Here is a 23924-nt window from a genome sequence, read left to right as displayed (position 1 = left end):
GATAGTTGAACGGCAAACGGGCGATCGTGCGCAAGGCACGAGGTCGTTGATTGGCGAATAAGAACTATGAAAAGTACCATCAGCCGTACCGAACCAGGCAATCGCGTCGCCGCCACCACCATTCTGGTCGCGTGCGCCGCATTCACGCTCGCTGGATTTCTCGCGCGCGCCATTCGGGGCGACGTCAATCCGTTACTGACGTTCTTCCTCGTCTCGGCCGGCGGCATTCTCAATCTGTCGACCGCGTGTCTGCTCGGCGTGCAGTACCTGTACAACGGCAAGCGATATTTCGCGCAATTCGGATGCGCATTTCTGCTGCGCGGACTCTTCATGTTTACCGAAGGGGTGTTGCTCGCGAACCAACTCGCCGGCATTACGACGCCTGTCACGCACGCCCCCTTCTGGCTTTGGTTGATGGCCGAAGCGAGTTTCGCGGCGTATGTGATGCTGAGCGTGCGCAGTTATACACGCACGCGCAGCGATCCGCATATTCGTCCCGGCTACAAGGAAGCGGCGTGGTATGGCGCCACGGTGCTCGTCATCTGGGCGACGGTGTCGCTGGCGCTGGTCGGCACCGGTCGCCCGCTCGTCATGCCGCGTCCGGTCGGTGGCATCAGTGTCGAGACGCTCGCCCTATGCGCGCTTTTCGTCGCCTATGTCGCGCTGTGGTGGCGTGTCGCGGCCGTCACGCGCCTGTCTCACAAACTGTTTCTGCTCGTGTGGGTGGTCGTCACCATCTCGCTGTGCCAGTTGCTGCTTTCGCTGACAGCGCCCAACGACGCGTCGTATCAATGGTATGCCGCACGCCTGCTTGCGCTGGCATCGCCCGGCGTGGCGACGCTCGCCCTGGTCTGGGAAATCACGCGCCAGTACCAGTCGCTTGCGCTCACCAACACGGACCTGGTCGAGAAGGTCTTCGTCGATCCGCTCACCCAGATCTACAATCGCCGCTACTTCGACAATCGCATCCGCCTCGTCGCCGACCGGGTTCAGCAACGTGCGATTCCCCTGTCGGTGCTGCTGATCGACATCGACTTCTTCAAACAGGTCAACGATCGCTACGGGCATCCGTTCGGCGACACCGTGCTGCAACGTATCGCCAGCACGATCCAGCACTGCATTCGGCTACCGAGCGATTTCGCGGTGCGCCTGGGCGGCGAGGAGTTTGCGGTGGTGCTGCCGGAAATCGATCAACAGGCAGCGCTGCGCGTGGCGGACCGCATTCGCGAATCGGTCAAGCGCGCGAGCACCGACATGCTCCCCGAGAAGGCGCGCGACAAAGGCGAGGCCATCACGATCAGTATCGGCATTGCCACGTGGCAACCCGGCGAGCCGCTCGTCATCAGCGCGATGCTCGAGCGCGCCGACAAGGCGCTCTATCAGGCCAAGCACAAGGGCCGCGATCAAAGCGTGCTGGGTCAGTTGGCGGCCTGATGCCGCGCCGCACTCAACGATGTGGACGGAACGGCGGCCCCTTGAGTTCGACGGTATTGCCGTCGGGATCGTCGAGATAGCACGACGGCCCTTCGCCGTGCGCGCCGTAGCGCGGCACAACCTCACCTAACGTCACCCCGTGCGAGGCCAGCGCCTGACGGATGGCCACTTCGTCGAACGGTTCGACCCGCAGACAGAAGTGATCGAGATTGCGCCCCTCGGGGCCCGGCGCCGCGCCGCCCCGGCGGCCGATTTCGCCAGCGACGTCGACCAGATCGATCAACGCGTCGCCCGCGCGCAGTTGCACCAGCCCGATGCCGGCCTGCACCTTCTCCAGCGTGCAGCCCAGGACATCGATATAGAAGTGCTGGAGCCGCTCGATGTCGTTGGTGCGCAGCACCACGTGATCGAGCGCAACGAACGGAATCCTCATCAGGCACTCAGCGCATAGCGCCGCCGCTTCTCGACCTTGGTCTCGTGCGTCATCTCGTTGCGGCCGTCCTCGAACACGGTCTCCAACCGCACCGTGAAGCCCCACAGTCGCGCCACGTGCTTGAGCACCTCGTCGAAGCTGTCGTCGAGCGGTTTGCGATCGCTTTGCACATGACGCAGTGTGAGCGATCGATCGCCGTGCAAATCGACGTGCGAGACCTGAATGTTCGGCTCCAGCTGGCTGAGGTTGTATTGCTGTGCGAGCATCTCGCGAATCTCACGATAGCCGGAGTCGTTGTGAATGGCCGTCACGCGCAGGCGGCTGTCGCGGTCGTCGTCGAGCACGGAGAACAGCTTCAGATCGCGAATGACCTTGGGCGACAGGAACTGCTGGATGAAGCTCTCGTCCTTGAAGTTGCGCATGGCGAAGTCGAGCGTCGTCAGCCAGTCGGTGCCGGCGATGTCCGGCGCCCATTGGCGATCTTCCTCGGTCGGCGCTTCGCACATGCGGCGAAGGTCCTGGAACATCGCAAAGCCCAACGCATACGGATTCAGACCGCTGTAGTACGGGCTGTCGAACGACGGCTGGTACACCACGTTCGTATGCGCATGCAGGAACTCCATCATGAACGCGTCGTTGACGAGCTTTTCCTGGTAGAGCTGTTGCAGAATCGTGTAGTGCCAGAACGTTGCCCAGCCCTCGTTCATCACCTTGGTCTGACGCTGCGGATAGAAGTACTGCGCGAGCTTGCGCACGATGCGCACGATCTCGCGCTGCCAAGGGGCCAGCTTCGGGGCGTTCTTCTCGAAAAAGTACAGCAGGTTTTCCTGCGGCTCGCTCGGGAACGGCGCCTCTTCAGACTCGGCAGGATCGAGCCCGTCGTCCTCGTCGTCATCGTGCAACGGATGATGAGGCAACGTGCGCCACAGATCGTTGATCTGCATTTGCAGATAGTTCTCGCGCTCCTTCTGGCGCGCCTGCTCCTGCGCGAGCGACAGGCGCTTGGGCCGCTTGTAGCGGTCGACGCCGTAGTTCATGAGCGCATGGCAGGAGTCGAGCAGCAGTTCGACCGATTGTTCGCCGTAGCGCTGCTCGCACTCGGTAATGTAGTTGCGCGCGAACAGCAGGTAATCGACGATGGCGTCGGCACTCGTCCAGGTGCGGAACAGGTAATTGCCCTTGAAGAACGAGTTATGACCATAGCTGGCGTGCGCGATGGTCAGCGCCTGCATGGTCATGCTGTTCTCCTCCATCAGATACGCGATGCAGGGGTTCGAATTGATGACAATCTCATACGCGAGCCCCATCTGTCCGCGCTTGTAGCCTCGCTCGGACGACAGGAAGTGCTTGCCGTACGACCAGTGGTGATAGCCGATGGGCAGACCCACGGTCGCATAGGCGTCGAGCATCTGCTCGGCGGTGATGATCTCGATCTGGTTGGGATACGTGTCGAGCCTGAAGTTCGCCGCGATGCGCGCGATCTCATGCTCGTAGCGCTGAATCAGCTCGAACGTCCATTCCGATCCGGTGGATATATACGCCATGATGCGTCCTCGTTGCGGGGCCGACGCCGGGCGGTTTTCAGGCCGCCTTCTTCTTGAACAGGTCGTGCAGCACCGGATAGATCTCGGCCGCCTCCATGATGCGCTGCATCGCGAAATTCGGGTGCCGCTGCTTGACCGACAAGTATTCGTTCCACAGGTTCTGCGGCTCGGCGCTGGCCACCTCCACGTACGCGAAGTACTGCACGGCGGGCATGATCGACTGCATCAGGATATCGCGGCAGATGGGCGAATCGCCGTCCCAGTTATCGCCGTCGGACACCTGCGCCCCGTAGATATTCCAATCGCTCGGTGAGTAGCGATCCGCGATGATTTCCGTCATCAGCTTGAGCGCGCTGGAGACGACCGTCCCTCCCGACTCGCGGGCGTAGAAGAAGTCGTCTTCGTTGACCTCCTTCGCCGTCGTGTGGTGCCGGATGAGCACCAGATCGATGCGCTCGTAGTTATGCCGCAGAAACAGATAGAGCAGCATGAAGAAGCGCTTGGCCAGTTCCTTGCGACTCTGGTCCATCGACCCGGAGACGTCCATCAGGCAGAACATGACGGCCTGCGCCTGCGGCCGCGGCTGCATGATTCGGTTCGAATAACGCAGGTCGAGCTTCTCGATGTACGGAATGGCTTCGATGCGCGTGCGAAGCCGCGACATCTCCGGCAACATCGCCAGCGCGCGTGGCGATGTGTCGCCCTCGCGCGAGACAATGTCCGCGTACGCGGCCTCCAGCTCACGCAACTGCTTGCGGTACGGCGCGGTGAGCGCGATGCGGCGACCCAGCGAGCTGCGCATCGTACGAATGACGTTCAGGTTCGACGGCGTGCCGTCGACGGAATAGCCCGCGCGAACCTTGCGGAATTCCGGAATCTGCGCGAGCCGGCGTTTCGCGAGGTCCGGCAGGGCCATGTCCTCGAAGAAGAATTTCAGGAACTCCTCGCGCGAGAGGTTGAAGACGAAATCGTCCTCGCCCTCTCCCGAGTCGCTGGCGCGGCTGCCGCCCCCCCCCGCGCCCGACGGCGGACGCTCGAAATTGTCGCCCACCACGAACTCGCGATTGCCGGGATGAATCATCTCCCGCCGCCCGCCGGGTCCATGGTGGAACAACGGCTCCGAAATGTCCTTGACCGGGATCGAGACCTGTCCGCTGCCATCGATATCGGTAATCTTGCGCCCAGCCACCGCCTTCGCTACCGCGCGTCGAATCTGATCGCGATAGCGTTTGATGAAGCGCTGTTGGTTGATGGCGCTTTTGTTCTTGCCGTTTTGCCGTCTGTCGATGATTGCTGACATAGAGGCCCCGATTGGTTACGAGGATTTGCGCACGCGCAGATACCATTCCACGAGCAAGCGAACCTGCTTCGGGGTATAGCCTTTCTCCACCATACGGTTGACGAAGTTGGCGTGTTTTTCCTGATCCTCCTTGGACGACTTCGCGTTGAACGAGATCACCGGCAGCAAGTCCTCGGTGGTCGAGAACATGCGCTTTTCGATGACCGCGCGCAGCTTCTCGTAACTCGTCCAGAGCGGATTCTTGCCCGCGTTGTTGGCGCGCGCGCGCAGGACGAAGTTGACGATCTCGTTGCGGAAGTCTTTCGGATTCGTGATCCCGGCCGGCTTCTCGACCTTCTCCAGTTCGTCGTTGAGCGCGGTGCGGTCGAGGATCTCGCCGGTGTTCGGATCGCGATATTCCTGATCCTGAATCCAGAGATCCGCAAAATTCACATAGCGATCGAAGATGTTCTGACCGTACTCCGAATACGACTCGAGGTACGCCGTCTGAATTTCCTTGCCGATGAACTCCACGAACGGTGCCGTCAGATACTCCTTGATGTAGGCGAGATACCGCTTCTCGACTTCTCCCGGGTACTGTTCGCGCTCGATTTGCTGCTCGAGCACATACAGCATGTGCACCGGGTTGGCCGCCACTTCCGTGTTGTCGAAGTTGAAGACCTTGGAGAGCACCTTGAAGGCGAAGCGCGTGGACATCCCAGTCATCCCCTCGTCCACCCCGGCGTAGTCGCGATACTCCTGGTACGACTTGGCCTTTGGGTCGATGTCCTTGAGATTCTCACCGTCGTAGACACGGACCTTGGAGAAGATGTTGGAGTTCTCTGGCTCTTTCAGACGCGTGAGCACCGCGAACTGGGCAAGCATCTTGAGCACATTCGGCGCGCGTGGCGCGTTGGAGAGCGAGCTGTTCTTGACGAGCTTCTCGTAGATCTTCACCTCGTCGGTCACCCGCAGGCAGTAAGGCACCTTCACGATGTAGATCCGGTCGAGGAAAGCCTCATTGTTGCGGTTGCCCTTGAAGCTTTGCCACTCGGCCTCGTTCGAGTGCGCCAGCACGATACCGTCGAACGGAATCGCGCCGAAGCCTTCCGTGCCCTTGTAGTTGCCCTCCTGGGTGGCGGTCAGCAGCGGGTGGAGCACCTTGATCGGCGCCTTGAACATTTCCACGAACTCGAGCAGGCCGCGGTTGGCCAGGCACAGGCCCCCCGAATACGAGTAGGCATCCGGGTCGTCCTGCGGAAATTCCTCGAGCTTGCGGATGTCGACCTTGCCGACCAGCGACGAAATGTCCTGGTTGTTTTCATCGCCCGGCTCGGTCTTGGCAATGGCGATCTGTTGCAGCACCGACGGGCGCACCTTGACCACACGGAACTTGGTGATGTCGCCGTTGAATTCGTTCAGGCGCTTGGTGGCCCACGGCGACGGGATCGTATTGAGATACCGCAGCGGAATGCCGAAGTCCTCCTCCAGAATCTTGCCGTCTTCGTCGGGCGAGAACAGGCCCAGGGGTGATTCGTGCACCGGCGATCCCTTCAGGCAATAGATGGGCACGTCTTCCATCAACGCCTTGAGCTTCTCTGCCAGCGACGACTTGCCGCCGCCCGGGGGGCCCAGCAGGTACAGGATCTGTTTGCGCTCTTCGAGCCCTTGCGCGGCGTGTTTGAAGAACGACACGATCTGCTCGATCGTGTCTTCCATGCCGTAGAAGTCACGGAAGGCAGGATAGATCTTGATGATCTTGTTCGAGAACAACCGCGAAAGGCGCGGGTCGTGGTGCGTGTCGATGAGTTCAGGCTCACCGATGGCGCGCAGCATCCGCTCGGAAGCCGATGCGTAAGCCGTCGCGTCTTTCTTACAGATCTCCAGATACTCCTGGATGCTGTATTCCTCTTCCTTGCGTGCTTCGAAACGTGTCGTGTAGTGGCTGAAAATATCCATATGCCTCACCCCCGCCTCATCGGAAAACATCGCGACGCGATGTCCGCTCTGTTGCCTAAGACCTGGATGACTGCGCAAAGGTTTCGACCTGGCTCACTGCATGCCGGAGCGACTGTCGCGAAACCTTTCGCACGGTCCCCTCCCTCACATGAACGACTCAAAATAGGTTTAGGTTGACTTTAAACTTGTCGCTGAAAATTGCAACCGTTACCTCATCATATGCACAAAACAAAAAAACTGTCGCTAGATATTTTCCGCAGCGCTAAGCATCGTCTATCCGCCATATTCCATGCGGGTTTGCGCCTCATCTACGCATTGCGCACGTCGGCGGAACCGCCTCACAAACCGCGCGATTCTTCGTCAATTTTTCCACGCAATGCGCACTCGGGTTTGTCTGCATTCGACCGTGTTTGAATTCGTCGACGCTTACTAAGGAATGCTATCTATCCGATAGATTTTCCCACGCACATTCGGCGCGCCGTGCGTGGGCGTTTGCGGAAAAAAGTGGGCGGCCCGACGACGTCGACGAACGCGAAGACGTGGGCGCGTGATGGAGTGCTTTCCTGTCGAGGCGACGCGACTGCGCGAAGTCGCGAAGGTCGTGCGATCATCATGCAGGGACGCATGGTGTCGCGAGCGGAAAGTCGACGACGGCCGGATGTCTGAACGAGCGAACCTCCTGGGCGATATCGGCATGCCTGCGGCGCTCGCCCTGCCCGCTGCCGGAAGGTTCCGACCCGGGCCGCTGCCGCCCACCATGCCACCGTCTCATCAATACCTTGCAAATTGCCGATCCCTGGAATGAAGCGAACAGCGTGCCAGTGAATCGAGCTTGAACCCATGTTACGCCGGTTCGCCCGACTCTGCTGCGCCGATATGTAACGTGCCGTGTCCCGGCACGCCTCGCCGACCGCTCGAGCCCAACGGCCCCGACGATCCAAGAACACGGCGACGCGCATCGATTCGTGCCATAATGCAACCTTGTTGCATTTATTACACAGTTGCAAACTGTGTCTGAGCGTCGCCGCGCCGACGCCTAATCCATCCATGCGTCGTCCATGATCCGTTTTTCCGTTTGGCTCTACCGCCTGGCTGGCTGGGAACGCACCGTCCTGACGTTGCTGGTGCTCCTGCCGCTTTGGGCGCTCGTCTACTGGGCTCTGCAGGGGGTCGCCCCGTGATTGGCTGCCAGGATCTCTCGGTTCACTTCGGACCGAACGTGGCGCTCGATCGCGTCAGCGTGACCTTTGCGCCCGGCGTGCTCTGCGCGGTCGTCGGCCCCAATGGCGGCGGCAAGACCACGCTGCTGCGAGCGCTCGCGGGCCTTCAAAAGCCCTCGACGGGCAAGATCGTCTGCGACGGGCCGGTCGCCTACCTGTCGCAACGGCCCGAGACCGACCACCGATTCCCCATGTGTGTCGAAGAGTACGTGCTGACCGGCACATGGCGACGCACGGGCGACGCACGACGTCTCGGGCGCGACGAAGTCGAGCGCGCTCACGACGCCCTTGCACGCGTCGGTCTTGCCGACAAACGAACGCAAGCGCTGGAAGCATTGTCGGGCGGGCAGTGGCAGCGCGCCCGCTTCGCGCGGCTGATTGTGGAAGACGCCCCGATCGTTTTACTGGATGAACCCCTCACCGGCATCGACTTGCCTTCGGCGGAACTGTTGCTCACCTTGCTGGATCAATGGCGCAGCGAGGGACGCACGGTGGTGACGGTGCTCCATGATCTGCCGCTCGTGCGCGAGCGCTTCGCGCACGTCGCCGTGATGGCCGGTCGGCTCGTGTCGACGGGCACGCCGGCCGAGTGTTTGCACGGTGGGTTGCCGCCTACCGACAGTGCGGGTGGCGGCGCGCATGCGGGCTTGTCCGGCGCCGGCGGCTACACCGCCCGCATTGCCGGCCCCGCGTCGGCGGCCTATGGCTTGCCGCCCCACGCGGGCTCGCGCGCGCCGGGTACGATCACGACCTCGGGGGGAAGCCACCGATGAGCGCGGTTCTCGATCTGATCGTCGGCCCGTTCTCGGAGTTCGACTTCATGCGCCACGCGTTGGTGGGCAGCCTCGCGCTGTCGGTCGGCTGTGCGCCGGTGGGGGTCTTCCTGCTGCTGCGGCGCATGAGCCTGATGGGCGATTCGCTCTCGCATGCGGTGTTGCCGGGCGCCGCCATCGGCTACCTGATTGGCGGTCTGTCGCTGCCCTGGATGGCGGGCGGCGGGATGGTGGCGGGCTTGCTGGTGGCCCTGCTCGCCGGACTGTCGAGCCGCCGTACGCGGCTGGACGAGGGGGCATCGTTCGCGGGCTTCTATTTATTGGCGCTGGCCGGTGGCGTGGTGATTGTCTCGAAATGGGGCAACAGCGTCGACCTGATGCACCTGCTCTTCGGCTCGGTGCTCGCGGTGGACGATCCGTCGCTGATTCTCGTGGCCGCGATCGCGTCCGTGACGCTTGTATGGTTCGGATGGCATTATCGCGGTCTCGTGCTCGACAGCGCCGATCCGGCGTTCCTCGGCCACGGCCACGGCAGGGGCGTGATGCGCTATCACCTGGGCTTCACGGTGCTCACGGTGATGAACCTCGTCGCGGGGTTTCAGGCGATGGGCACGCTCATGGCCGTGGGACTGATGATGCTGCCGGCGGCCACCGCCCGGCTCGTCGCCCGCACGCTGCCGGGCATGCTGCTCGTGGCCTGGGTGGTCGCGAGCGCGTCGAGCGTGATCGGATTGCTGCTTTCGTATTACCTGGCCTGCCCTTCGGGACCGGCCATCATTCTGACGGCGGGCATCGCCTACCTGGGCGCGCTGCTCGCCACGCCGGGCCACGCCAATGCGGCCAAGGCCCCGGCGCTTTGAGAGAGGAAAACATGTTCGGATTGGGTCAATCGGCTGGCAAATCGTGGTTTGGCGCAGCGCGCCTCGCCGCACTGCTCGCCATGGCGCTGGCGCTCGCCAGCCCGGCACGCGCGCAGGACACGCACCTGCCTGTTGCCGCAAGCTTCAGCATCCTGTCCGACATCGTCAAGGCTGTCGGTGGCGACCGGGTCGACGTGACGACGCTCGTCGGTCCCGACCAGGACACGCACGTCTACGAGCCCACGCCAACGGATGTCGCCAAGATTTCGGGAACCAAGCTCTTCTTCGTCAATGGCCTGGGTTTCGAAGGCTGGATGCCGCGCCTGATGAAGGCGAGCCACTATCCCGGCAAGCTCGTCACCGTCACCAAGGGCCTCAAAGCGCGCACCATGGTCGACGAGGGAAGGACCGTGCCCGACCCGCACATGTTCCAGGATCCCGAACGTGTCAAAACGATGGTCGATAACATCGCCGCCGCCCTGTCGCAAGCGGACCCGTCCGGCAGCGCCTATTACGCGGAACGCGCCAGGAACTACCGCGGCGCACTCGATGACCTGATCACCTGGGCGAACAAGCAGTTCGCCCCGATTCCGCCGGCCCGCCGCGTTGTCCTCACGTCGCACGACGCCTTCGGCTACCTCGGCCAGCGCTTCGGCGTCAGGTTCCTTGCCCCGGAAGGCGTGTCGACCGAGAGCGAAGCCAGTGCCCGGGACGTGGCGAACCTGATTCGCGTGATCCGCCGTACCGGGATCAAGGCCGTCTTCATGGAAAACATCTCCAATCCGCGCCTGATCCAGCGCATCGCCCAGGACGCCAAGGTGAGCGTGGACGGCAAGCTGTACTCCGATGCCCTGTCGCAGAATCCGGAAGCCACGACCTACCTTCAGTTGTTCCAGCACAACGTGCGCGCCATCGCGGCCGCGATGAAGGACAACCGCTAGTCGGCCGCCGCCCCGCCCGCCACGGTGCACGCGCTATACGCGCTATAATGCGTGCACCACACACCGGCCCCGCTACGGAGGTCCGGACAGGCCGGCCACGCCGGCTTTTGCGTTTGGACCGCCGCTTTTCTCTCGCGGCCGGGCAAGACTGAACCCCTGAAACACTCATACGGACGCCCCCAGGTCAACCACTGCGAACGGCGCACACTCAATGGCAAAGAAGATTTACATCAAGACGTTCGGCTGTCAGATGAACGAGTATGACTCGGACAAGATGGCGGACGTACTCGGCGCCGCCGAAGGTCTGGAAAAGACCGACTCTCCCGAAGACGCCGACGTCATCCTGTTCAACACTTGCTCCGTACGCGAAAAGGCGCAGGAAAAGGTCTTCTCTGATCTGGGCCGCATGCGCGCGCTCAAGGAAATCAAGCCGGACCTGGTCATCGGTGTCGGCGGCTGCGTCGCCAGCCAGGAAGGCGCCGCCATCGTGCAGCGCGCCCCCTACGTGGACGTGGTGTTCGGCCCGCAGACCCTGCACCGTCTGCCGCAGATGCTCGAAGCGCGCCGCGTCACCGGGCGCTCGCAGGTCGACATCTCGTTCCCGGAAATCGAGAAGTTCGATCACCTGCCGCCCGCCAAGGTCGAGGGAGCGACCGCATTCGTCTCGATCATGGAGGGCTGCTCGAAGTACTGCAGCTATTGCGTGGTGCCCTACACGCGCGGGGACGAAGTCTCGCGCCCGTTCGAGGACGTGCTTACCGAGATTGCCGGCCTGGCCGAACAAGGCGTGCGCGAAATCACGCTGCTGGGCCAGAATGTGAACGCCTATCGCGGGACGATGGCCGACGGCGAGATCGCCGACTTCGCGCTGCTCATCGAATATGTGGCCGAGGTACCGGGCGTCGAGCGCATCCGCTACACGACCAGCCACCCGAAGGAATTCACGCAACGCCTGATCGACACGTACGCCAAGGTGCCCAAGCTCGTGAGCCACCTGCACCTGCCCGTGCAGCACGGCGCCGACCGTGTGCTCTCGGCGATGAAGCGCGGCTATACCGCGCTGGAATACAAGTCGATCATCCGCCGCCTGCGTCAGGTGCGCCCGGACATGTCGATGTCGTCGGACTTCATCGTCGGCTTCCCCGGCGAGACGGAAGAGGATTTCGACAAGCTCATGGCGATGATTCACGAGATCGGCTACGACACGAGCTTCTCGTTCATCTACAGCCCGCGCCCGGGCACGCCGGCCGCCAACCTGCCGGACGATACGCCGCGCGAGGTCAAGCTGCGCCGTCTGCAACATTTGCAGGCGGTGATCGAGGAGAACGCCGCACGCATCAGCCAGCGCATGGTCGGCTCGCGTCAGCGTATTCTCGTCGAAGGCGTGTCGCGCAAGGACCCCAACGAGCTGCAAGGCCGCACGGAGAACAACCGCGTGGTGAACTTCCCGGCAACCGAAGCCCAGCGCGCCCACCTGATCGGCCAGATGACCGACGTCGTGATCACGCTCGCCTACCCGCACTCGCTGCGTGGCGAATTGCTCACCACGCACTGACCGAAATTTGCGACTATGATCGGATCCGGCAGATTCGGGCGCGCCTACCCCATGCATCGCATGCCCGAGCCTGCCCCCGGCGACTCCATCGAACGATCTGAACAGGCACCCGACCGGATCATCTTGAAAGCACCCGTCCAAGAATTCACCGCTCCGCGCGACGACAATCGCCGTCTGGCCAACCTCTGCGGCCCGCTCGACGAGAACCTGCGTCAGATCGAACAGGCGCTCGACGTCTCCATTTCCCGCCGTGGCCATCGCTTCTCCGTTCGCGGCAAGAGCGCCGCAATCGCCACCCAGGCCATCGAGAGCTTTTACAACCGCGCGACCGAGCCGCTGACGGTCGACGATATCCAGTTGGGACTCGTGGAGTCGCGTCAGGGGCTCGTGCCGAGCGTGCGTCACGGCGACGACAACCCGTTTGCCGCCGGCGAGACAGAAGACGGATCGCCCGTGCTGCACACGCGCCGCAGCGACCTGCACGGTCGCACCCCGGCACAGCGCGACTATCTCAAGCAGATCCTGTCGCACGACGTGACATTCGGCATCGGCCCGGCGGGCACCGGCAAGACCTATCTGGCCGTGGCCTGCGCCGTCGACGCCCTGGAGCGCGACGCCGTCAAGCGCATCGTCCTGACGCGCCCCGCCGTGGAAGCCGGCGAACGCCTGGGCTTTCTGCCCGGCGATCTGGCCCAGAAGGTCGACCCGTACCTGCGTCCGCTCTACGACGCACTCTACGATCTGCTCGGCTTCGACAAGACTCAGAAGTATTTCGAAAAACAGATGATCGAGATCGCGCCGCTCGCGTACATGCGCGGCCGCACGCTCAACCACGCGTTCATCATTCTGGACGAGGCACAGAACACCACGCCCGAGCAGATGAAGATGTTCCTGACTCGCATCGGCTTCGGCAGCAAGGCGGTCGTGACCGGCGACACCACGCAGGTCGACCTGCCGCGCGGCCAGAAGAGCGGCCTGATGGAAGCCCAGGTGATCCTGAAGAACGTTCGCGGCATCGCCGTGACCCGCTTTACCAGCGTGGACGTGGTGCGTCACCCGCTGGTCGCCCGCATCGTCGATGCTTACGACGCGCACGCGCAGCTCGACGAAGCCAGCCTCGACGCGCGGGCGTCGGCCGAACGCGCCCCGCGCGCCGCCCGCGCATCGCGAGGCAAGGCATGAGCGAGCGGGCCCCGCGTTCGCCGCGTCACGCGCTCACGCTGACGCACCAGTTCGTGGCCGGTCCGGCGTTCGCCACGCACAAGGCATTGCTCACGCGCGCCGCGCTGCGTCGCTGGGTGCAGGCCGCGCTGCTCGCCGACGCCGAACTGACCCTGCGCTTCGTCGACGCGGAAGAAGGACAGACGCTGAACCGCGGCTATCGCGGCAAAGACTACGCGACCAACGTGCTCACATTTGCCTATGCGCAGGACGACAGCGACCCGGTAACGGGCGACATCGTGTTGTGCTGCCCGGTGGTCGAGCGAGAAGCGACCGAACAGGGCATTACGCTCGAAGCGCATTACGCCCATCTGATCGTGCACGGCGTGCTTCACGCGCAAGGTTACGACCACGAAGCGGACGATGAGGCACAGGAGATGGAAGGCCTCGAAACGGAGATTCTCACCGGTCTCGGCTACGCCGACCCTTACTTGGCGGAAAAGTCCCCGAAGACCCGCACACCGGCCAACACGCGCCGCGCCTGAACCGATATCGCATGGACCGCCGCCCCGATCGCCCGACTGCCCCCGAAACGCTTCCGGCCAGTGTGTCGAGCGGTCCCCAGTGCAACCAGTACCCACCGGATCTCGGCGACGCCCGTCATCTGAGCCAGCAAGAACTCGCCGGCTCGCTGGATACCGCGCTCGCCCACTGGGACGGTCGCGAGGATCTGTGGATCTTCGCGTACGGCTCGCTCATCTGGAATCCGGGCCTGCCCGTCGAGGAGAGCCTGCACGCTCGCGTCTTCGGTTATCACCGGGGGCTGTATCTATGGTCGCGCGTCAATAGAGGCACCCCCGAGCAGCCGGGACTCGTACTCGCCCTCGACCGTGGCGGGTCGTGCGCAGGGGTGGCCCTGCGGCTCTCGGCAGCCAAGGCACGCGCCGAACTCGAAACGCTTTGGTATCGCGAGATGGCGATGGGCTCGTATCGTCCGGCATGGCTCAATTGCTGCCTCGCCGACGGCCGCAGCGCACCCGCGCTCGCATTTGTCATGCGACGCGACGTAAAAAGCTACGCCGGCCGCCTGCCCGACGACATCATCCGCAAGGTCTTCGATCAGGCGCAGGGTCGCTACGGCACAACGCACGATTATGTCGCGCGCACGGTCAAGGCGCTGCGCGACGCCGGCATGCCCGATCCGGCGCTGGAAGCCGTGCTGCACCGCTGCGGTGCGCGCTGACGTCGTCTGTTCGTCCTGAAATCCGCGGCATCGCGTGGGCACGAAGTCGGCGCCACGAGACGCTGCGGTACTGACGCAGAGTTGCCGTACATCTGGTGTATCCTTGAGCTTCCTGTAACAGCTCGGCGTCCGCCCACCTTGGACGCGCCGTCATGAACGACCCTTATCCCAGTCGACCCGGTCGAAAAAACACCGATAAACCCCGCTCGCTGCTCGAACGCCTCACCGATCTGATTTCTCCGGAGCCGGAGTCGCGTGCCGAGTTGCTCGAAATTCTGCAAGACGCCCACGCCCGCAACCTGATGGACGCCGACTCCCTGGCGATGATCGAGGGCGTGTTCCAGGTGGCCGACCTGTGCGCCCGCGACATCATGGTGCCGCGCGCGCAAATGGACGCCATCAACATCGAGCAGACGCCCGAGGAGTTCGTCCCCTTCGTGCTGGAACAGGCGCACTCGCGCTATCCGGTGTACGAAGGCAATCGCGACAACATCATCGGCATTCTGCTCGCGAAGGATCTGGTGCGTTACTACGCGAATCACGACTTCGACGTGCGCGACATGCTGCGCCCGGCGGTGTTCATTCCTGAGTCGAAACGTCTGAACGTGCTGCTGCACGACTTCCGCGTCAATCGCAATCACATCGCCATCGTCGTAGACGAATACGGCGGCGTGGCCGGCCTCATCACGATTGAAGACGTGCTCGAACAGATCGTCGGCGATATCGAGGACGAGTACGACTTCGACGAGGAAGAAGACAACATCATTGCCGCGCCCGACGGCACGTATCGCATTCGTGCCCTCACCGAGATCGAGCAGTTCAACGAGGCGTTCGGCACGCAGTTCGTCGATGCCGAGAACGACACGATCGGCGGTATGATCACGCACCAGTTCGGCCGTGTGCCGCGTCGTGGCGAGCGCATGCGCATGGGCAATCTCGTGTTCGAAGTGCTGCGTGCCGACGGCCGTCAGATTCACGTGCTGCTGTTGCGGCGCATGGAAACGGCGGGCGCCGATCCGTCCGCCTGACGTCTTGACCCACGTTCCGATCAACGTCTTCATCGACCCATGCAGGAAATGACCCTCCACGCGCCCGAGCGGCGCTCGTGGCCCGCTTGGCGTGCCCGCGCGCTCGCCGGCCTGGCCGGTATCGCCCAGACCCTCGCCTTCGCACCGCGCGATGTCTGGTGGCTGCAACTGCTTGCCATGGCCGGGCTGTTCGCGCTCGTCGAGCGCAGCGCGTCGCGGCGCGAAGCCCTCTGGCTGGGCGGCAGTTTCGGCGTCGCGTCGTTCGCGTCCGGCATCTGGTGGCTCTATATCAGCATGCATACGTACGGCGGCATGCCCGGCATCATGGCTGGCGCAGCCGTGCTGCTGTTCTCGATCTATCTCGCGATCTATCCTGCGCTGGCGACGTTCATCACGCGTGGCGTCTCCCCCAGCGGCCCGTGGCGTACCCTCGCGTTCGCGGGGGCATGGACGCTCGCGGAATGGCTGCGCGGCACCGTCTTCACCGGCTTCCCGTGGCTGTCGCCCGGCTACGCCCATGTCGATGGCCCACTGGCAGGCTTTGCGCCGCTCATCGGGGTCTACGGCATTGGCGGACTCGCCGCACTTGCGGCGGCCTGGCTCGCCCGCGCAGTGCTTCCCGTCGCCGACACGACACCACCGGCTGGGCCGGCCCGGCGACTGGCGGCGGTCGCCGGTGTGCTGGCGCTGCTCGGCGCAGGTGCCGGGCTCGCGCGCCACGCCTGGACCACCCCGTCGGGCAAGCCGCTCACCGTTCGGCTGCTGCAGGGCAATATCGCGCAGGACATGAAATTCGAGCGCACGGGGATCGATCACGCGATGGCACTGTATCGCGACATGATCGTGGCCGCGCCGGCGGACCTCATCATCACGCCGGAGACCGCCTTCCCCGTGCTGCTGCAAGGCATTCCGCCCGATGTGGCCGGCCCGATCCGCGAATTCGCCGATCGCACCGGCTCCCACGTGGTGCTCGGGGCCGTCGGTGCCACGTTCACCGATCGCGGCCCCACGGACTTGACCAACAGCCTGTTCGGCGTCACGCCGCGCGACGCGACGCTGCACCGCTACGACAAGCATCATCTCGTGCCGTTCGGCGAATTCGTTCCGTGGGGCTTTCGCTGGTTCGTCGACATGATGCACATCCCGCTGGGCGACTTCCTGCGCGGCACGGCCACGCCGAGCGGCTTCGCGGTCGCCGACCAGCGCGTGGCGCTCGACATCTGCTACGAAGACTTGTTCGGCGAGGAAATCGCCCAGACGCTGCGCAGCATGCCCGAGCCCGCGACGGTGCTCGCCAACTCGACCAACCTCGCGTGGTTCGGCGACACCATCGCGCTCGACCAGCATCTGCAAATTGCGCGCATGCGCACGCTCGAAACGGGACGCCCGATGCTGCGGGCGACGAACACCGGCACGACGGCGATCATCGATGCGCACGGCCGCGTACAGGGCCGTCTGCCGACGATGACCACGGGCGCTCTCACGGGCAGCGTGCAGCCTTACAGCGGCCTCACGCCGTACGTCCGCTTTGGCAACCTGCCCGCGCTGGGGCTCGCCCTGATCGCGCTGGGCCTCGGACTGGCGATGTCGCGCCGGGTGCGCTGAGTCGCGCCGAGGTCGCACCAACGACATCGAAATGACGCGGGGGGCCGTGAAAATCCCCCTGTCGCGCTGTCCGAAGGGCATCGACGCCCCGTTCAAGTCGAATTCCCGCTAAAATTCAATGTTTTAGTCTTTTGGTCGCGCTCGCGGCCGGGCCGAAAGACTGCGCAAAATCCGCATTTTTTCTGATCGTCCGCGCGAATTCATCATGCTTACCTTTCAACAAGTCATCCTGACTTTGCAGGATTACTGGGACAAGCAAGGCTGTGCGTTGCTCCAGCCTTACGACATGGAGGTCGGCGCCGGTACCTCGCACACTGCCACGTTCCTGCGCGCGATCGGCCCCGAGCCGTGGCGCGCCGCCTACGTGCAGCCGTCGCGCCGTCCCAAGGATGGCCGTTACGGTGAGAATCCGAATCGCATGCAGCACTACTACCAATACCAGGTGGTGCTCAAGCCAGCGCCGGAGAACATTCTCGACCTGTACCTGGGTTCGCTGCGCGCGCTTGGCCTCGATCTGACCGAAAACGACGTGCGCTTCGTGGAAGACGACTGGGAAAACCCCACGCTCGGTGCCTGGGGCCTAGGCTGGGAAGTGTGGCTCAATGGCATGGAAGTGACCCAGTTCACGTATTTCCAGCAGGTCGGCGGGCTGGACTGCAAGCCGGTGCTCGGCGAGATCACTTACGGGATCGAGCGTCTGGCCATGTATCTGCAACAGGTCGAGAACGTCTACGACCTCGTGTGGACTGAGTGGGAAGAACAAACGGCCGACGGCCCCGTCACGCGTCGCCTGACCTATGGCGACGTGTTCCATCAGAACGAAGTCGAGCAGTCGACGTACAACTTCGAGCATTCGAATCAACCGATGCTGTTCGGCTTCTTCGACAACTACGAGAGCGAAGCCAAGCGCCTCATCGAAGCCGAACTTGCGCTGCCCGCCTACGAGATGATTTTGAAGGCCGCCCACACGTTCAACCTGCTTGACGCGCGCGGCGCCATTTCGGTGACGGAACGTGCGGCGTATATCGGCCGTATCCGGGCGTTGTCGCGCCTGATCGCACAGGCCTACTACGCTTCGCGCGAGAAGCTCGGCTTTCCGATGCTGAACGCCCCTGCCGTCCCAACTCAAACGCAAGCCGCATGATGAGCACCGCACAACGCACCCTGCTGGTCGAACTGCTGACCGAAGAACTGCCGCCGAAGGCGCTGGCGCGTCTGGGCGACGCGTTCGCCGACGGCATTGCCAACGGCCTGCGCTCGCGCGGCCTCACCACGGACGCGAGCGTCGTCACGCCGTACGCCACACCGCGACGCCTGGCCGTCTCGATCTCGAACGTGCTCGAACGCGCCCCGGACGCGACCATCCGCGCCAAGGTACTGCCGGTCTCCGTCGCCCTCGACGCCGACGGCAACCCAACCCCGCCGCTGGCGAAGAAGCTTGCCGCCATGGGCTTTGCCGACCTGCCGGTCGCCCGCCTGGAGCGCGCGATGGATGGCAAGGCCGAGGCCTTTTTCCACACTTACACGGCGGCGGGCGCCCAACTGGGCGACGCGCTGCAAGGGTCGCTCGACGAGACGCTCGGCAAACTGCCGATCCCGAAGGTCATGAGCTACCAGCGTCCGGACGGCGAGACGGTGCAATTCGTGCGCCCGGTGCACGGCCTGATCGCGCTGCATGGCGACACCGTCGTGCCCGCCACGGCGATTGGCCTCGCCTCGGGCAACCAGACGCTGGGACATCGCTTCCTGTCGAACGGCGAAGTCGTCGTCGCGCATGCCGACGCTTACGCCTCGACCCTCGCCTCCGAAGGCAAGGTGCTTGCCGGTTTCGCGGATCGCCGCGACGCGATTCGCACGCAGTTGCTTGACGCGGCGGGCAACGATCATGTGATCATGCCCGACGCACTGCTCGACGAAGTGACTGCACTCGTCGAATGGCCCGCGGTCTACGCCTGCCACTTCGAGGAGGAATTTCTCGCGGTGCCGCAGGAATGTCTGATTCTCACGATGCAGACGAACCAGAAGTACTTCGCGCTCACCGACAAGCCACTCGCCGAGGGCGGCCGTCTGACGAACCGCTTCCTGATCGTCTCCAACATTGCGACCGACACGCCCGAGCAGATCGTCACGGGTAACGAGCGTGTGGTGCGCCCGCGTCTCGCGGACGCGAAGTTCTTCTTCGAGCAGGACAAGAAGAAGCCGCTCGCGGACCGTGTGCCGCAGCTCGCGAACGTCGTTTATCACAACAAGCTGGGCTCGCAGTTCGAGCGTACGCAACGTCTGGTGCGACTGGCCGGCGCCATTGCGCAGATGATCCGCGGCGCGGACCAGAACGGCGTGGCACTGGCCGAGCGCGGCGCCCTGCTGGCCAAGGCCGACCTGCTGACCGATATGGTCGGTGAGTTTCCGGAACTGCAAGGCACGATGGGCACGTATTACGCGCGTCACGACGGCGAAGCCGAAGACGTCGCGCGCGCCTGCTCGGAGCATTATCAGCCGCGCTTCGCGGGCGACGCCCTGCCCGCGAGCGACACGGGTCTCTTCGTGGCGCTGGCCGACAAGCTCGAGACGCTCGTCGGCATCTGGGGCATCGGCCTGCAACCGACTGGGGAGAAAGACCCGTTCGCGCTGCGCCGCCATGCGCTGGGGATCGCGCGTATGCTCGTCGAGCGGCGCCTGCCGGTCATGCTGTCGGACCTGCTGAACGTGACCTACCAACAATTTACGTCGGGTGTCGCCAGCGACGCCTACCTGAGCGACGTCTACCAGTTCGTGCTCGATCGCCTGCGTGGCTATTTGCGTGAGCGTGGCTACGCCGCCAACGAGATCGAGGCCGTGCTGGTTTCCCCGTCGATCTATCTTGACCTGAGCGATGTGATCGAGCGCCTGGAGGCCGTGCGTACGTTCTCCGCGCTGCCGCAAGCCGACGCGCTTGCCGCCGCGAACAAGCGCATCGGCAACATCCTCAAGAAGACGGCGCCGCCGCCCGAGGGCGTCATCAAGGCGTCGTTGCTGATCGAGCCGGCCGAGAAGGCACTCGCCACCGCACTGGACAAAGTCACCCCGGTGGTGGATGAAAAGTTCAAGGCACACGAGTATGCGCAAGCATTGTCGGCGTTGGCCGACCTGCGCGATGCCGTCGACGCGTTCTTCAACGACGTGATGGTGATGGCCGACGACGAGGCACTGCGCAACAATCGCCTCGCCCTGCTCAGCCATCTGCATCTGAAGATGAACCTCGTGGCCGATCTCTCGAAGCTCGCCGCTTGATTGCGGCTTAATGTCCCGGAAGCCCGTTCGTCATGGATTCGCGTAAAGACCGCACCCCCGGCCCCGCCGCCCGCAAGCTCGTGATTCTCGACCGGGACGGCGTCATCAACGCCGACTCGGATCAGTTCATCAAGTCGACGGATGAGTGGGTACCGTTGCCCGGCAGTCTGGAGGCCATCGGCCGCCTGAATCAGGCCAGCTACCGGGTCGTCGTGGCGACGAACCAGTCAGGCGTGGGGCGCGGGCTGTTCGACATGGCGACGCTCGGTGCCATGCACACCAAGATGTCGAAGCTGGCCGTCGCCGCCGGCGGCCGCATCGACGCCGTGTTCTTCTGCCCGCACACCGCCGCCGACGCCTGCGACTGCCGCAAGCCGAGGCCCGGCCTGTTTCAGGAAATCGCGCGCCGGTACGAGGTCGACCTGACCGGCGTGCCGGCCGTAGGCGATTCGTTGCGCGATTTGCAGGCGGCGGCGGCGGTCGGCGCACGCCCGCATCTGGTGCTGACCGGCAAGGGCAAAAAGACGCTCGCCGCAGGCAATCTGCCCGAAGGCACGCGTGTGCATGACAGCCTGCAGGCGTTTGTGAACGACCTGCTCGCCGAAGAGGACGCCAAGAGCGCGTGAGTGGCGCGGCGCGTGCCCGCCTCATAACCCAGGACGCGCATCAGCGCGCGTAGGACAATCGCTCCGGCACCCTATTTCAGGCCAAGATCCGATGTTGCAACTTCGTTCGATTCTCTTCTTCATCTTCCAGATCGTCTGGACGATTCCGTACGCCATCGCGTGCATCGTCTCCTTCCCGTTCCTCTCGCGCGTGCAACGCTACTGGGTCGCGGCGGGCTGGTGCAAGGTGGTCATCTGGGTGGGCGACAAGCTGTGTGGCATGCGCTACCGGGTCATCGGCTGGGAAAATCTGCCGGATACCCCCGCGGTCCTGTTGTCGAAGCATCAGTCGGCCTGGGAGACGATTGCGCTGCCGGCACTCATGCCGCGTCCGCTGTGTTTCGTGTTCAAGCGCGAGCTGCTTTACGTGCCATTCTTCGGCTGGACGCTGGGCCTGCTCAGCATGATTCACATCAATCGCAGCAAAGGCACCGATGCGTTTCAGTCGGTCGTTGCGCAGGGTCGCGAGCGCCTGGCCCAAGGATCGTGGATCATCATGTTCCCGGAAGGCACGCGCACGAAGACTGGCTCGCGCAACAAGTACAAGTCGGGCGGCGCGCGTCTCGCAACGGCGACCGGCGCGCCTGTGGTGCCCATCGCGCACAATGCCGGACGCGTCTGGCCGCGCAACACGTTCATGAAAAAACCCGGGGAAGTGATCGTATCGATCGGGCCGGTCATCGAGACGGCAGGCCGCACGGCCGAGGCCGTCAACGCCGACGTGGCCGAGTGGATCGAGCGCGAGATGGTGCGTATCGACCCGAGTGCCTATACGGCAAAGCCGGCGAAGACCGCGGCCCAATCGTCGGATTCACCCGCCTCGTCGGACAAGCCCGACACCACGCCACGGACCTGACGCCATCCCCCGAGACCGTCTCATGTCGAAAGTCAAATACGCTATGCGCGACACCCGCTCCCGGCATGAGACAGCCGTTCCCCAGATGGAACTCGATTTATTCGGCAACCCGGCGGCCGAAGCGAATGGCGTGGCCACCGACGCGCCGGGCCCTTCCGTCGCACTAAACCCCTCGGGCAGCGACACGAGCACACGCCACGGGCCCACGTCGGGGGCACCGGGTCCGCGTCGAATGCCCGCCGCCGGCGAGCGGGTGATCGTGCTCGACGGTCATGCCATCTACTACCGCTTCAAGCGCTCCTCACGACGCACCATCGGGTTCATGATCGACGAGTCGGGACTGGCCGTCACGGCCCCGCGCTGGGTCACGCTCGCGGATGTCGAGGCGGCCGTCGTCGAGAAAAAACGCTGGATCTTCAACAAGATTGCCGAATTTCGCGACCGCGCCGCGCGTCGTGTGATTCCGCGCGTGATCTGGACCGACGCCACCACGCTGCCGTTCCTCGGCCACACGCTGACGATTCGACTCGGCGCGAGCGCTCGCGCTGCGCAGTACGACATCCATACGCATACGTTGTGGCTCGATCTGCCACCGCAAGCCGCACCGGAGCAGATGCGCGACCGCGTGCAAGGCTGGCTGCAGCAGGAAGCCCGCAAACTCTTCACGACACGGCTGGAAGTCTATGGCGAGCGCCTCGGCGTGCGCCATTCGGCGCTGGGGCTGTCGTCGGCCACGACGCGATGGGGCAGTTGCAGCGCTGACGGGCGTATCCGCTTGAACTGGCGGCTGATCCACTTCCCGTTGGGCGTGATCGATTACGTGGTCGCGCACGAACTGGCACATCTGAAGGAGATGAACCACGGGCCTCGTTTCTGGCAAGCCGTGGCGTCGATCTTCCCGGAGTTCGAGTCTGCGCGCGACACCCTCAAGTCGCATGCGCCCGAGTGGCTACCGGAATTCTGACCGTACGATCGCGCCTGATCGTTAGAATGGCTCAACGCTGCGTGAATGCAGCTCATTTTCATGCGCGCGGGTACAATCGAGTTCTCGTTGTCCCCATCGGTTAAAAACACCATGCGAATGCTCCATACCATGCTGCGCGTCGGCGACCTGCAGCGCTCGATCGATTTCTACACGCGCGTGCTCGGCATGCAACTGCTGCGTCAGAGCGAGAACGCCGAGTACAAGTACACGTTGGCCTTTGTCGGCTATGGCGCCGAGTCGGAGCACACCGTGCTCGAGCTGACCTACAACTGGGGTGTGGAGACGTATGAAATCGGCACCGCGTTCGGCCATCTCGCCATCGAAGTCGACGACGCCTACGCTGCGTGCGACACAATCCGTGCGGCCGGTGGCAAGGTCAGCCGCGAAGCCGGTCCTGTCAAGGGCGGCACCACGGTCATCGCCTTCGTCGAAGATCCGGACGGCTACAAGATCGAATTGATCCAGAAGCATTCGGCCAAGGGCGGCTTGTAAAGCCCGCCCAGTCTGCGCGCCATGCGGTAGCGGCCGACCATTTGCGGCGGCCGTTACCCGGATGACACAACAGCGTGCCGGCAACTTCTGTGCAGACCGGCCCGACGCGTCAGAACTCCACCATCGCAAAGTCCTCCTTGCCCACGTCGCACAACGGGCAGCGCCAATCTTCCGGCACGTCTTCCCAGCGGGTTCCGGGTGCAATGCCGTCGTCCGGACAGCCGAGCGCTTCGTCGTAAATCCAGCCACAGATCACGCAGACCCATTGGCGGTAGGCCGATGCCGTATCACCCGACACGACCGGCGCAACGCCGTCGTTCTGTGTCGTTTCGGTCGTCTTCGTTGCCCCCGGATCAAACAGCGACAACACAAGCGGCGATTCGGTGCCCGAGGCAGCGTGTTCCGGTCGGCTCAGATGCGATTGCAGCGCGGCGAGCAGGGCTTGCGCTTCGTCGCGGGTGAGATCGATCCAGTACGGATCGCCGGCCCCATCATTGAGTCGTGACGGGGAGAACTGAAGTTCGACGGCGGAGCCTTTCTTGTACATGCGCAATGTTGCAGAAAATGACGGCAGGGGGTGGGCACCATGGCCCGTGCGGAGCATTGTATCGGCACGGCTAT

At 63.7% G+C, this 23924-nt stretch carries 21 protein-coding genes; 16 read left to right on the top strand and 5 right to left on the bottom strand.

The features are described from left to right. Positions 1-66: 66 nt before the first annotated feature. Entirely contained in the window at positions 67-1434 is a 1368-nt protein-coding gene (locus tag PSO31014_RS04650) for a GGDEF domain-containing protein (protein WP_150550553.1), read from the top strand. A 13-nt stretch (positions 1435-1447) separates the two neighbouring features. Here the strand turns inward: PSO31014_RS04650 and PSO31014_RS04645 are convergent, their stop codons facing one another. The 4 genes from PSO31014_RS04645 to PSO31014_RS04630 are packed head-to-tail and all read right to left on the bottom strand — an operon-like array spanning position 1448 to position 6649. Then, positions 1448-1867: a VOC family protein gene (locus PSO31014_RS04645; protein ID WP_150550552.1), complete on the bottom strand. Its 420-nt coding sequence runs from the start codon at positions 1865-1867 to the stop codon at positions 1448-1450. After that, positions 1867-3411, bottom strand: a complete 1545-nt coding sequence (locus PSO31014_RS04640; RefSeq protein WP_150550551.1) for a SpoVR family protein — start codon at positions 3409-3411, stop codon at positions 1867-1869. The genes PSO31014_RS04645 and PSO31014_RS04640 overlap by 1 nt, the downstream gene beginning before the upstream one ends. Positions 3412-3448: 37 nt before the next feature. Next, entirely contained in the window at positions 3449-4711 is a 1263-nt protein-coding gene (locus PSO31014_RS04635; RefSeq protein WP_017232878.1) for a YeaH/YhbH family protein, read from the bottom strand. Between the two features lie 15 nt (positions 4712-4726). Beyond that, positions 4727-6649 carry a PrkA family serine protein kinase gene (locus PSO31014_RS04630; protein WP_150550550.1) on the bottom strand — a complete coding sequence of 641 codons (1923 nt, stop codon included), beginning with the start codon at positions 6647-6649 and terminating at the stop codon, positions 4727-4729. A gap of 1177 nt (positions 6650-7826) precedes the next feature. Between PSO31014_RS04630 and PSO31014_RS04625 the strand changes: the two genes are divergently transcribed. From PSO31014_RS04625 to gloA, 15 genes are all read left to right on the top strand, one after another. After that, positions 7827-8642: a metal ABC transporter ATP-binding protein gene (locus tag PSO31014_RS04625; RefSeq protein WP_174976392.1), complete on the top strand. Its 816-nt coding sequence runs from the start codon at positions 7827-7829 to the stop codon at positions 8640-8642. Beyond that, positions 8639-9502, top strand: coding sequence for a metal ABC transporter permease (locus PSO31014_RS04620; RefSeq protein WP_150550548.1), 864 nt, complete (start codon positions 8639-8641; stop codon positions 9500-9502). The genes PSO31014_RS04625 and PSO31014_RS04620 overlap by 4 nt, the downstream gene beginning before the upstream one ends. Before the next feature lie 11 nt (positions 9503-9513). Then, complete coding sequence (locus PSO31014_RS04615) at positions 9514-10443, top strand: metal ABC transporter solute-binding protein, Zn/Mn family (protein WP_150550547.1); 930 nt, start codon at positions 9514-9516, stop codon at positions 10441-10443. A 211-nt stretch (positions 10444-10654) separates the two neighbouring features. Next, entirely contained in the window at positions 10655-11998 is a 1344-nt protein-coding gene (gene miaB, locus PSO31014_RS04610) for a tRNA (N6-isopentenyl adenosine(37)-C2)-methylthiotransferase MiaB (RefSeq protein WP_150550546.1), read from the top strand. A gap of 123 nt (positions 11999-12121) precedes the next feature. Beyond that, positions 12122-13180: a PhoH family protein gene (locus tag PSO31014_RS04605; RefSeq protein WP_150550545.1), complete on the top strand. Its 1059-nt coding sequence runs from the start codon at positions 12122-12124 to the stop codon at positions 13178-13180. Then, on the top strand, positions 13177-13704 hold the full coding sequence (gene ybeY, locus PSO31014_RS04600) for an rRNA maturation RNase YbeY (protein ID WP_150550544.1): 528 nt from the start codon (positions 13177-13179) through the stop codon (positions 13702-13704). Before PSO31014_RS04605 ends, ybeY begins: the two co-directional genes overlap by 4 nt. 11 nt (positions 13705-13715) lie before the next feature. Beyond that, complete coding sequence (locus PSO31014_RS04595; RefSeq protein ID WP_174976391.1) at positions 13716-14402, top strand: gamma-glutamylcyclotransferase; 687 nt, start codon at positions 13716-13718, stop codon at positions 14400-14402. Positions 14403-14554: 152 nt separating this feature from the next. After that, a complete protein-coding gene (locus PSO31014_RS04590) occupies positions 14555-15430 on the top strand; it encodes a CorC family transporter (protein ID WP_150550543.1) in 876 nt (291 codons plus the stop codon). 48 nt (positions 15431-15478) lie between these two features. Beyond that, on the top strand, positions 15479-17035 hold the full coding sequence (lnt, locus tag PSO31014_RS04585) for an apolipoprotein N-acyltransferase (RefSeq protein WP_246176361.1): 1557 nt from the start codon (positions 15479-15481) through the stop codon (positions 17033-17035). 205 nt (positions 17036-17240) lie between these two features. Next, positions 17241-18179 (top strand): glycine--tRNA ligase subunit alpha, encoded by a 939-nt coding sequence (glyQ, locus tag PSO31014_RS04580; RefSeq protein ID WP_150550541.1) that lies wholly within the window; start codon positions 17241-17243, stop codon positions 18177-18179. After that, entirely contained in the window at positions 18176-20305 is a 2130-nt protein-coding gene (gene glyS, locus PSO31014_RS04575; protein WP_150550540.1) for a glycine--tRNA ligase subunit beta, read from the top strand. The genes glyQ and glyS overlap by 4 nt, the downstream gene beginning before the upstream one ends. A gap of 32 nt (positions 20306-20337) precedes the next feature. Beyond that, complete coding sequence (gene gmhB, locus PSO31014_RS04570; protein WP_017235209.1) at positions 20338-20931, top strand: D-glycero-beta-D-manno-heptose 1,7-bisphosphate 7-phosphatase; 594 nt, start codon at positions 20338-20340, stop codon at positions 20929-20931. 91 nt (positions 20932-21022) lie between these two features. Next, the gene (locus PSO31014_RS04565) at positions 21023-21826 is read left to right on the top strand and encodes a lysophospholipid acyltransferase family protein (protein WP_150550539.1); all 804 of its coding nucleotides are present in this window, start codon (positions 21023-21025) and stop codon (positions 21824-21826) included. Between the two features lie 85 nt (positions 21827-21911). Continuing rightward, entirely contained in the window at positions 21912-22790 is an 879-nt protein-coding gene (locus tag PSO31014_RS04560) for a M48 family metallopeptidase (protein ID WP_150550834.1), read from the top strand. A gap of 111 nt (positions 22791-22901) precedes the next feature. Then, complete coding sequence (gene gloA / locus PSO31014_RS04555) at positions 22902-23303, top strand: lactoylglutathione lyase (protein WP_150550538.1); 402 nt, start codon at positions 22902-22904, stop codon at positions 23301-23303. Between the two features lie 109 nt (positions 23304-23412). On the opposite strand, the gene PSO31014_RS22605 is transcribed toward gloA, so the two are convergent. Then, positions 23413-23850 carry a rubredoxin gene (locus PSO31014_RS22605; RefSeq protein ID WP_150550537.1) on the bottom strand — a complete coding sequence of 146 codons (438 nt, stop codon included), beginning with the start codon at positions 23848-23850 and terminating at the stop codon, positions 23413-23415. Between the last annotated feature and the right edge of the window lie 74 nt (positions 23851-23924).

The sequence above is a fragment of the Pandoraea soli genome (assembly GCF_902459595.1).
In the GTDB taxonomy this organism is placed as follows: domain Bacteria; phylum Pseudomonadota; class Gammaproteobacteria; order Burkholderiales; family Burkholderiaceae; genus Pandoraea; species Pandoraea cepalis.
The sequence above is the reverse complement of the archived record's forward strand: the minus strand, read 5'-3'. Positions and strand labels throughout refer to the sequence as shown.

Bases quoted from the DNA above. Each gene is read 5' to 3' on its own strand.
- PSO31014_RS04650 (WP_150550553.1), top strand. From the start codon at position 67: ATGAAAAGTACCATCAGCCGTACCGAACCAGGCAATCGCGTCGCCGCC.
- PSO31014_RS04645 (WP_150550552.1), bottom strand. From the start codon at position 1,867: ATGAGGATTCCGTTCGTTGCGCTCGATCACGTGGTGCTGCGCACCAAC.
- PSO31014_RS04640 (WP_150550551.1), bottom strand. From the start codon at position 3,411: ATGGCGTATATATCCACCGGATCGGAATGGACGTTCGAGCTGATTCAG.
- PSO31014_RS04635 (WP_017232878.1), bottom strand. From the start codon at position 4,711: ATGTCAGCAATCATCGACAGACGGCAAAACGGCAAGAACAAAAGCGCC.
- PSO31014_RS04630 (WP_150550550.1), bottom strand. From the start codon at position 6,649: ATGGATATTTTCAGCCACTACACGACACGTTTCGAAGCACGCAAGGAA.
- PSO31014_RS04620 (WP_150550548.1), top strand. From the start codon at position 8,639: ATGAGCGCGGTTCTCGATCTGATCGTCGGCCCGTTCTCGGAGTTCGAC.
- PSO31014_RS04615 (WP_150550547.1), top strand. From the start codon at position 9,514: ATGTTCGGATTGGGTCAATCGGCTGGCAAATCGTGGTTTGGCGCAGCG.
- miaB (WP_150550546.1), top strand. From the start codon at position 10,655: ATGGCAAAGAAGATTTACATCAAGACGTTCGGCTGTCAGATGAACGAG.
- ybeY (WP_150550544.1), top strand. From the start codon at position 13,177: ATGAGCGAGCGGGCCCCGCGTTCGCCGCGTCACGCGCTCACGCTGACG.
- PSO31014_RS04595 (WP_174976391.1), top strand. From the start codon at position 13,716: ATGGACCGCCGCCCCGATCGCCCGACTGCCCCCGAAACGCTTCCGGCC.
- PSO31014_RS04590 (WP_150550543.1), top strand. From the start codon at position 14,555: ATGAACGACCCTTATCCCAGTCGACCCGGTCGAAAAAACACCGATAAA.
- lnt (WP_246176361.1), top strand. From the start codon at position 15,479: ATGACCCTCCACGCGCCCGAGCGGCGCTCGTGGCCCGCTTGGCGTGCC.
- glyQ (WP_150550541.1), top strand. From the start codon at position 17,241: ATGCTTACCTTTCAACAAGTCATCCTGACTTTGCAGGATTACTGGGAC.
- glyS (WP_150550540.1), top strand. From the start codon at position 18,176: ATGATGAGCACCGCACAACGCACCCTGCTGGTCGAACTGCTGACCGAA.
- gmhB (WP_017235209.1), top strand. From the start codon at position 20,338: ATGGATTCGCGTAAAGACCGCACCCCCGGCCCCGCCGCCCGCAAGCTC.
- PSO31014_RS04565 (WP_150550539.1), top strand. From the start codon at position 21,023: ATGTTGCAACTTCGTTCGATTCTCTTCTTCATCTTCCAGATCGTCTGG.
- PSO31014_RS04560 (WP_150550834.1), top strand. From the start codon at position 21,912: ATGGAACTCGATTTATTCGGCAACCCGGCGGCCGAAGCGAATGGCGTG.
- gloA (WP_150550538.1), top strand. From the start codon at position 22,902: ATGCGAATGCTCCATACCATGCTGCGCGTCGGCGACCTGCAGCGCTCG.
- PSO31014_RS22605 (WP_150550537.1), bottom strand. From the start codon at position 23,850: ATGTACAAGAAAGGCTCCGCCGTCGAACTTCAGTTCTCCCCGTCACGA.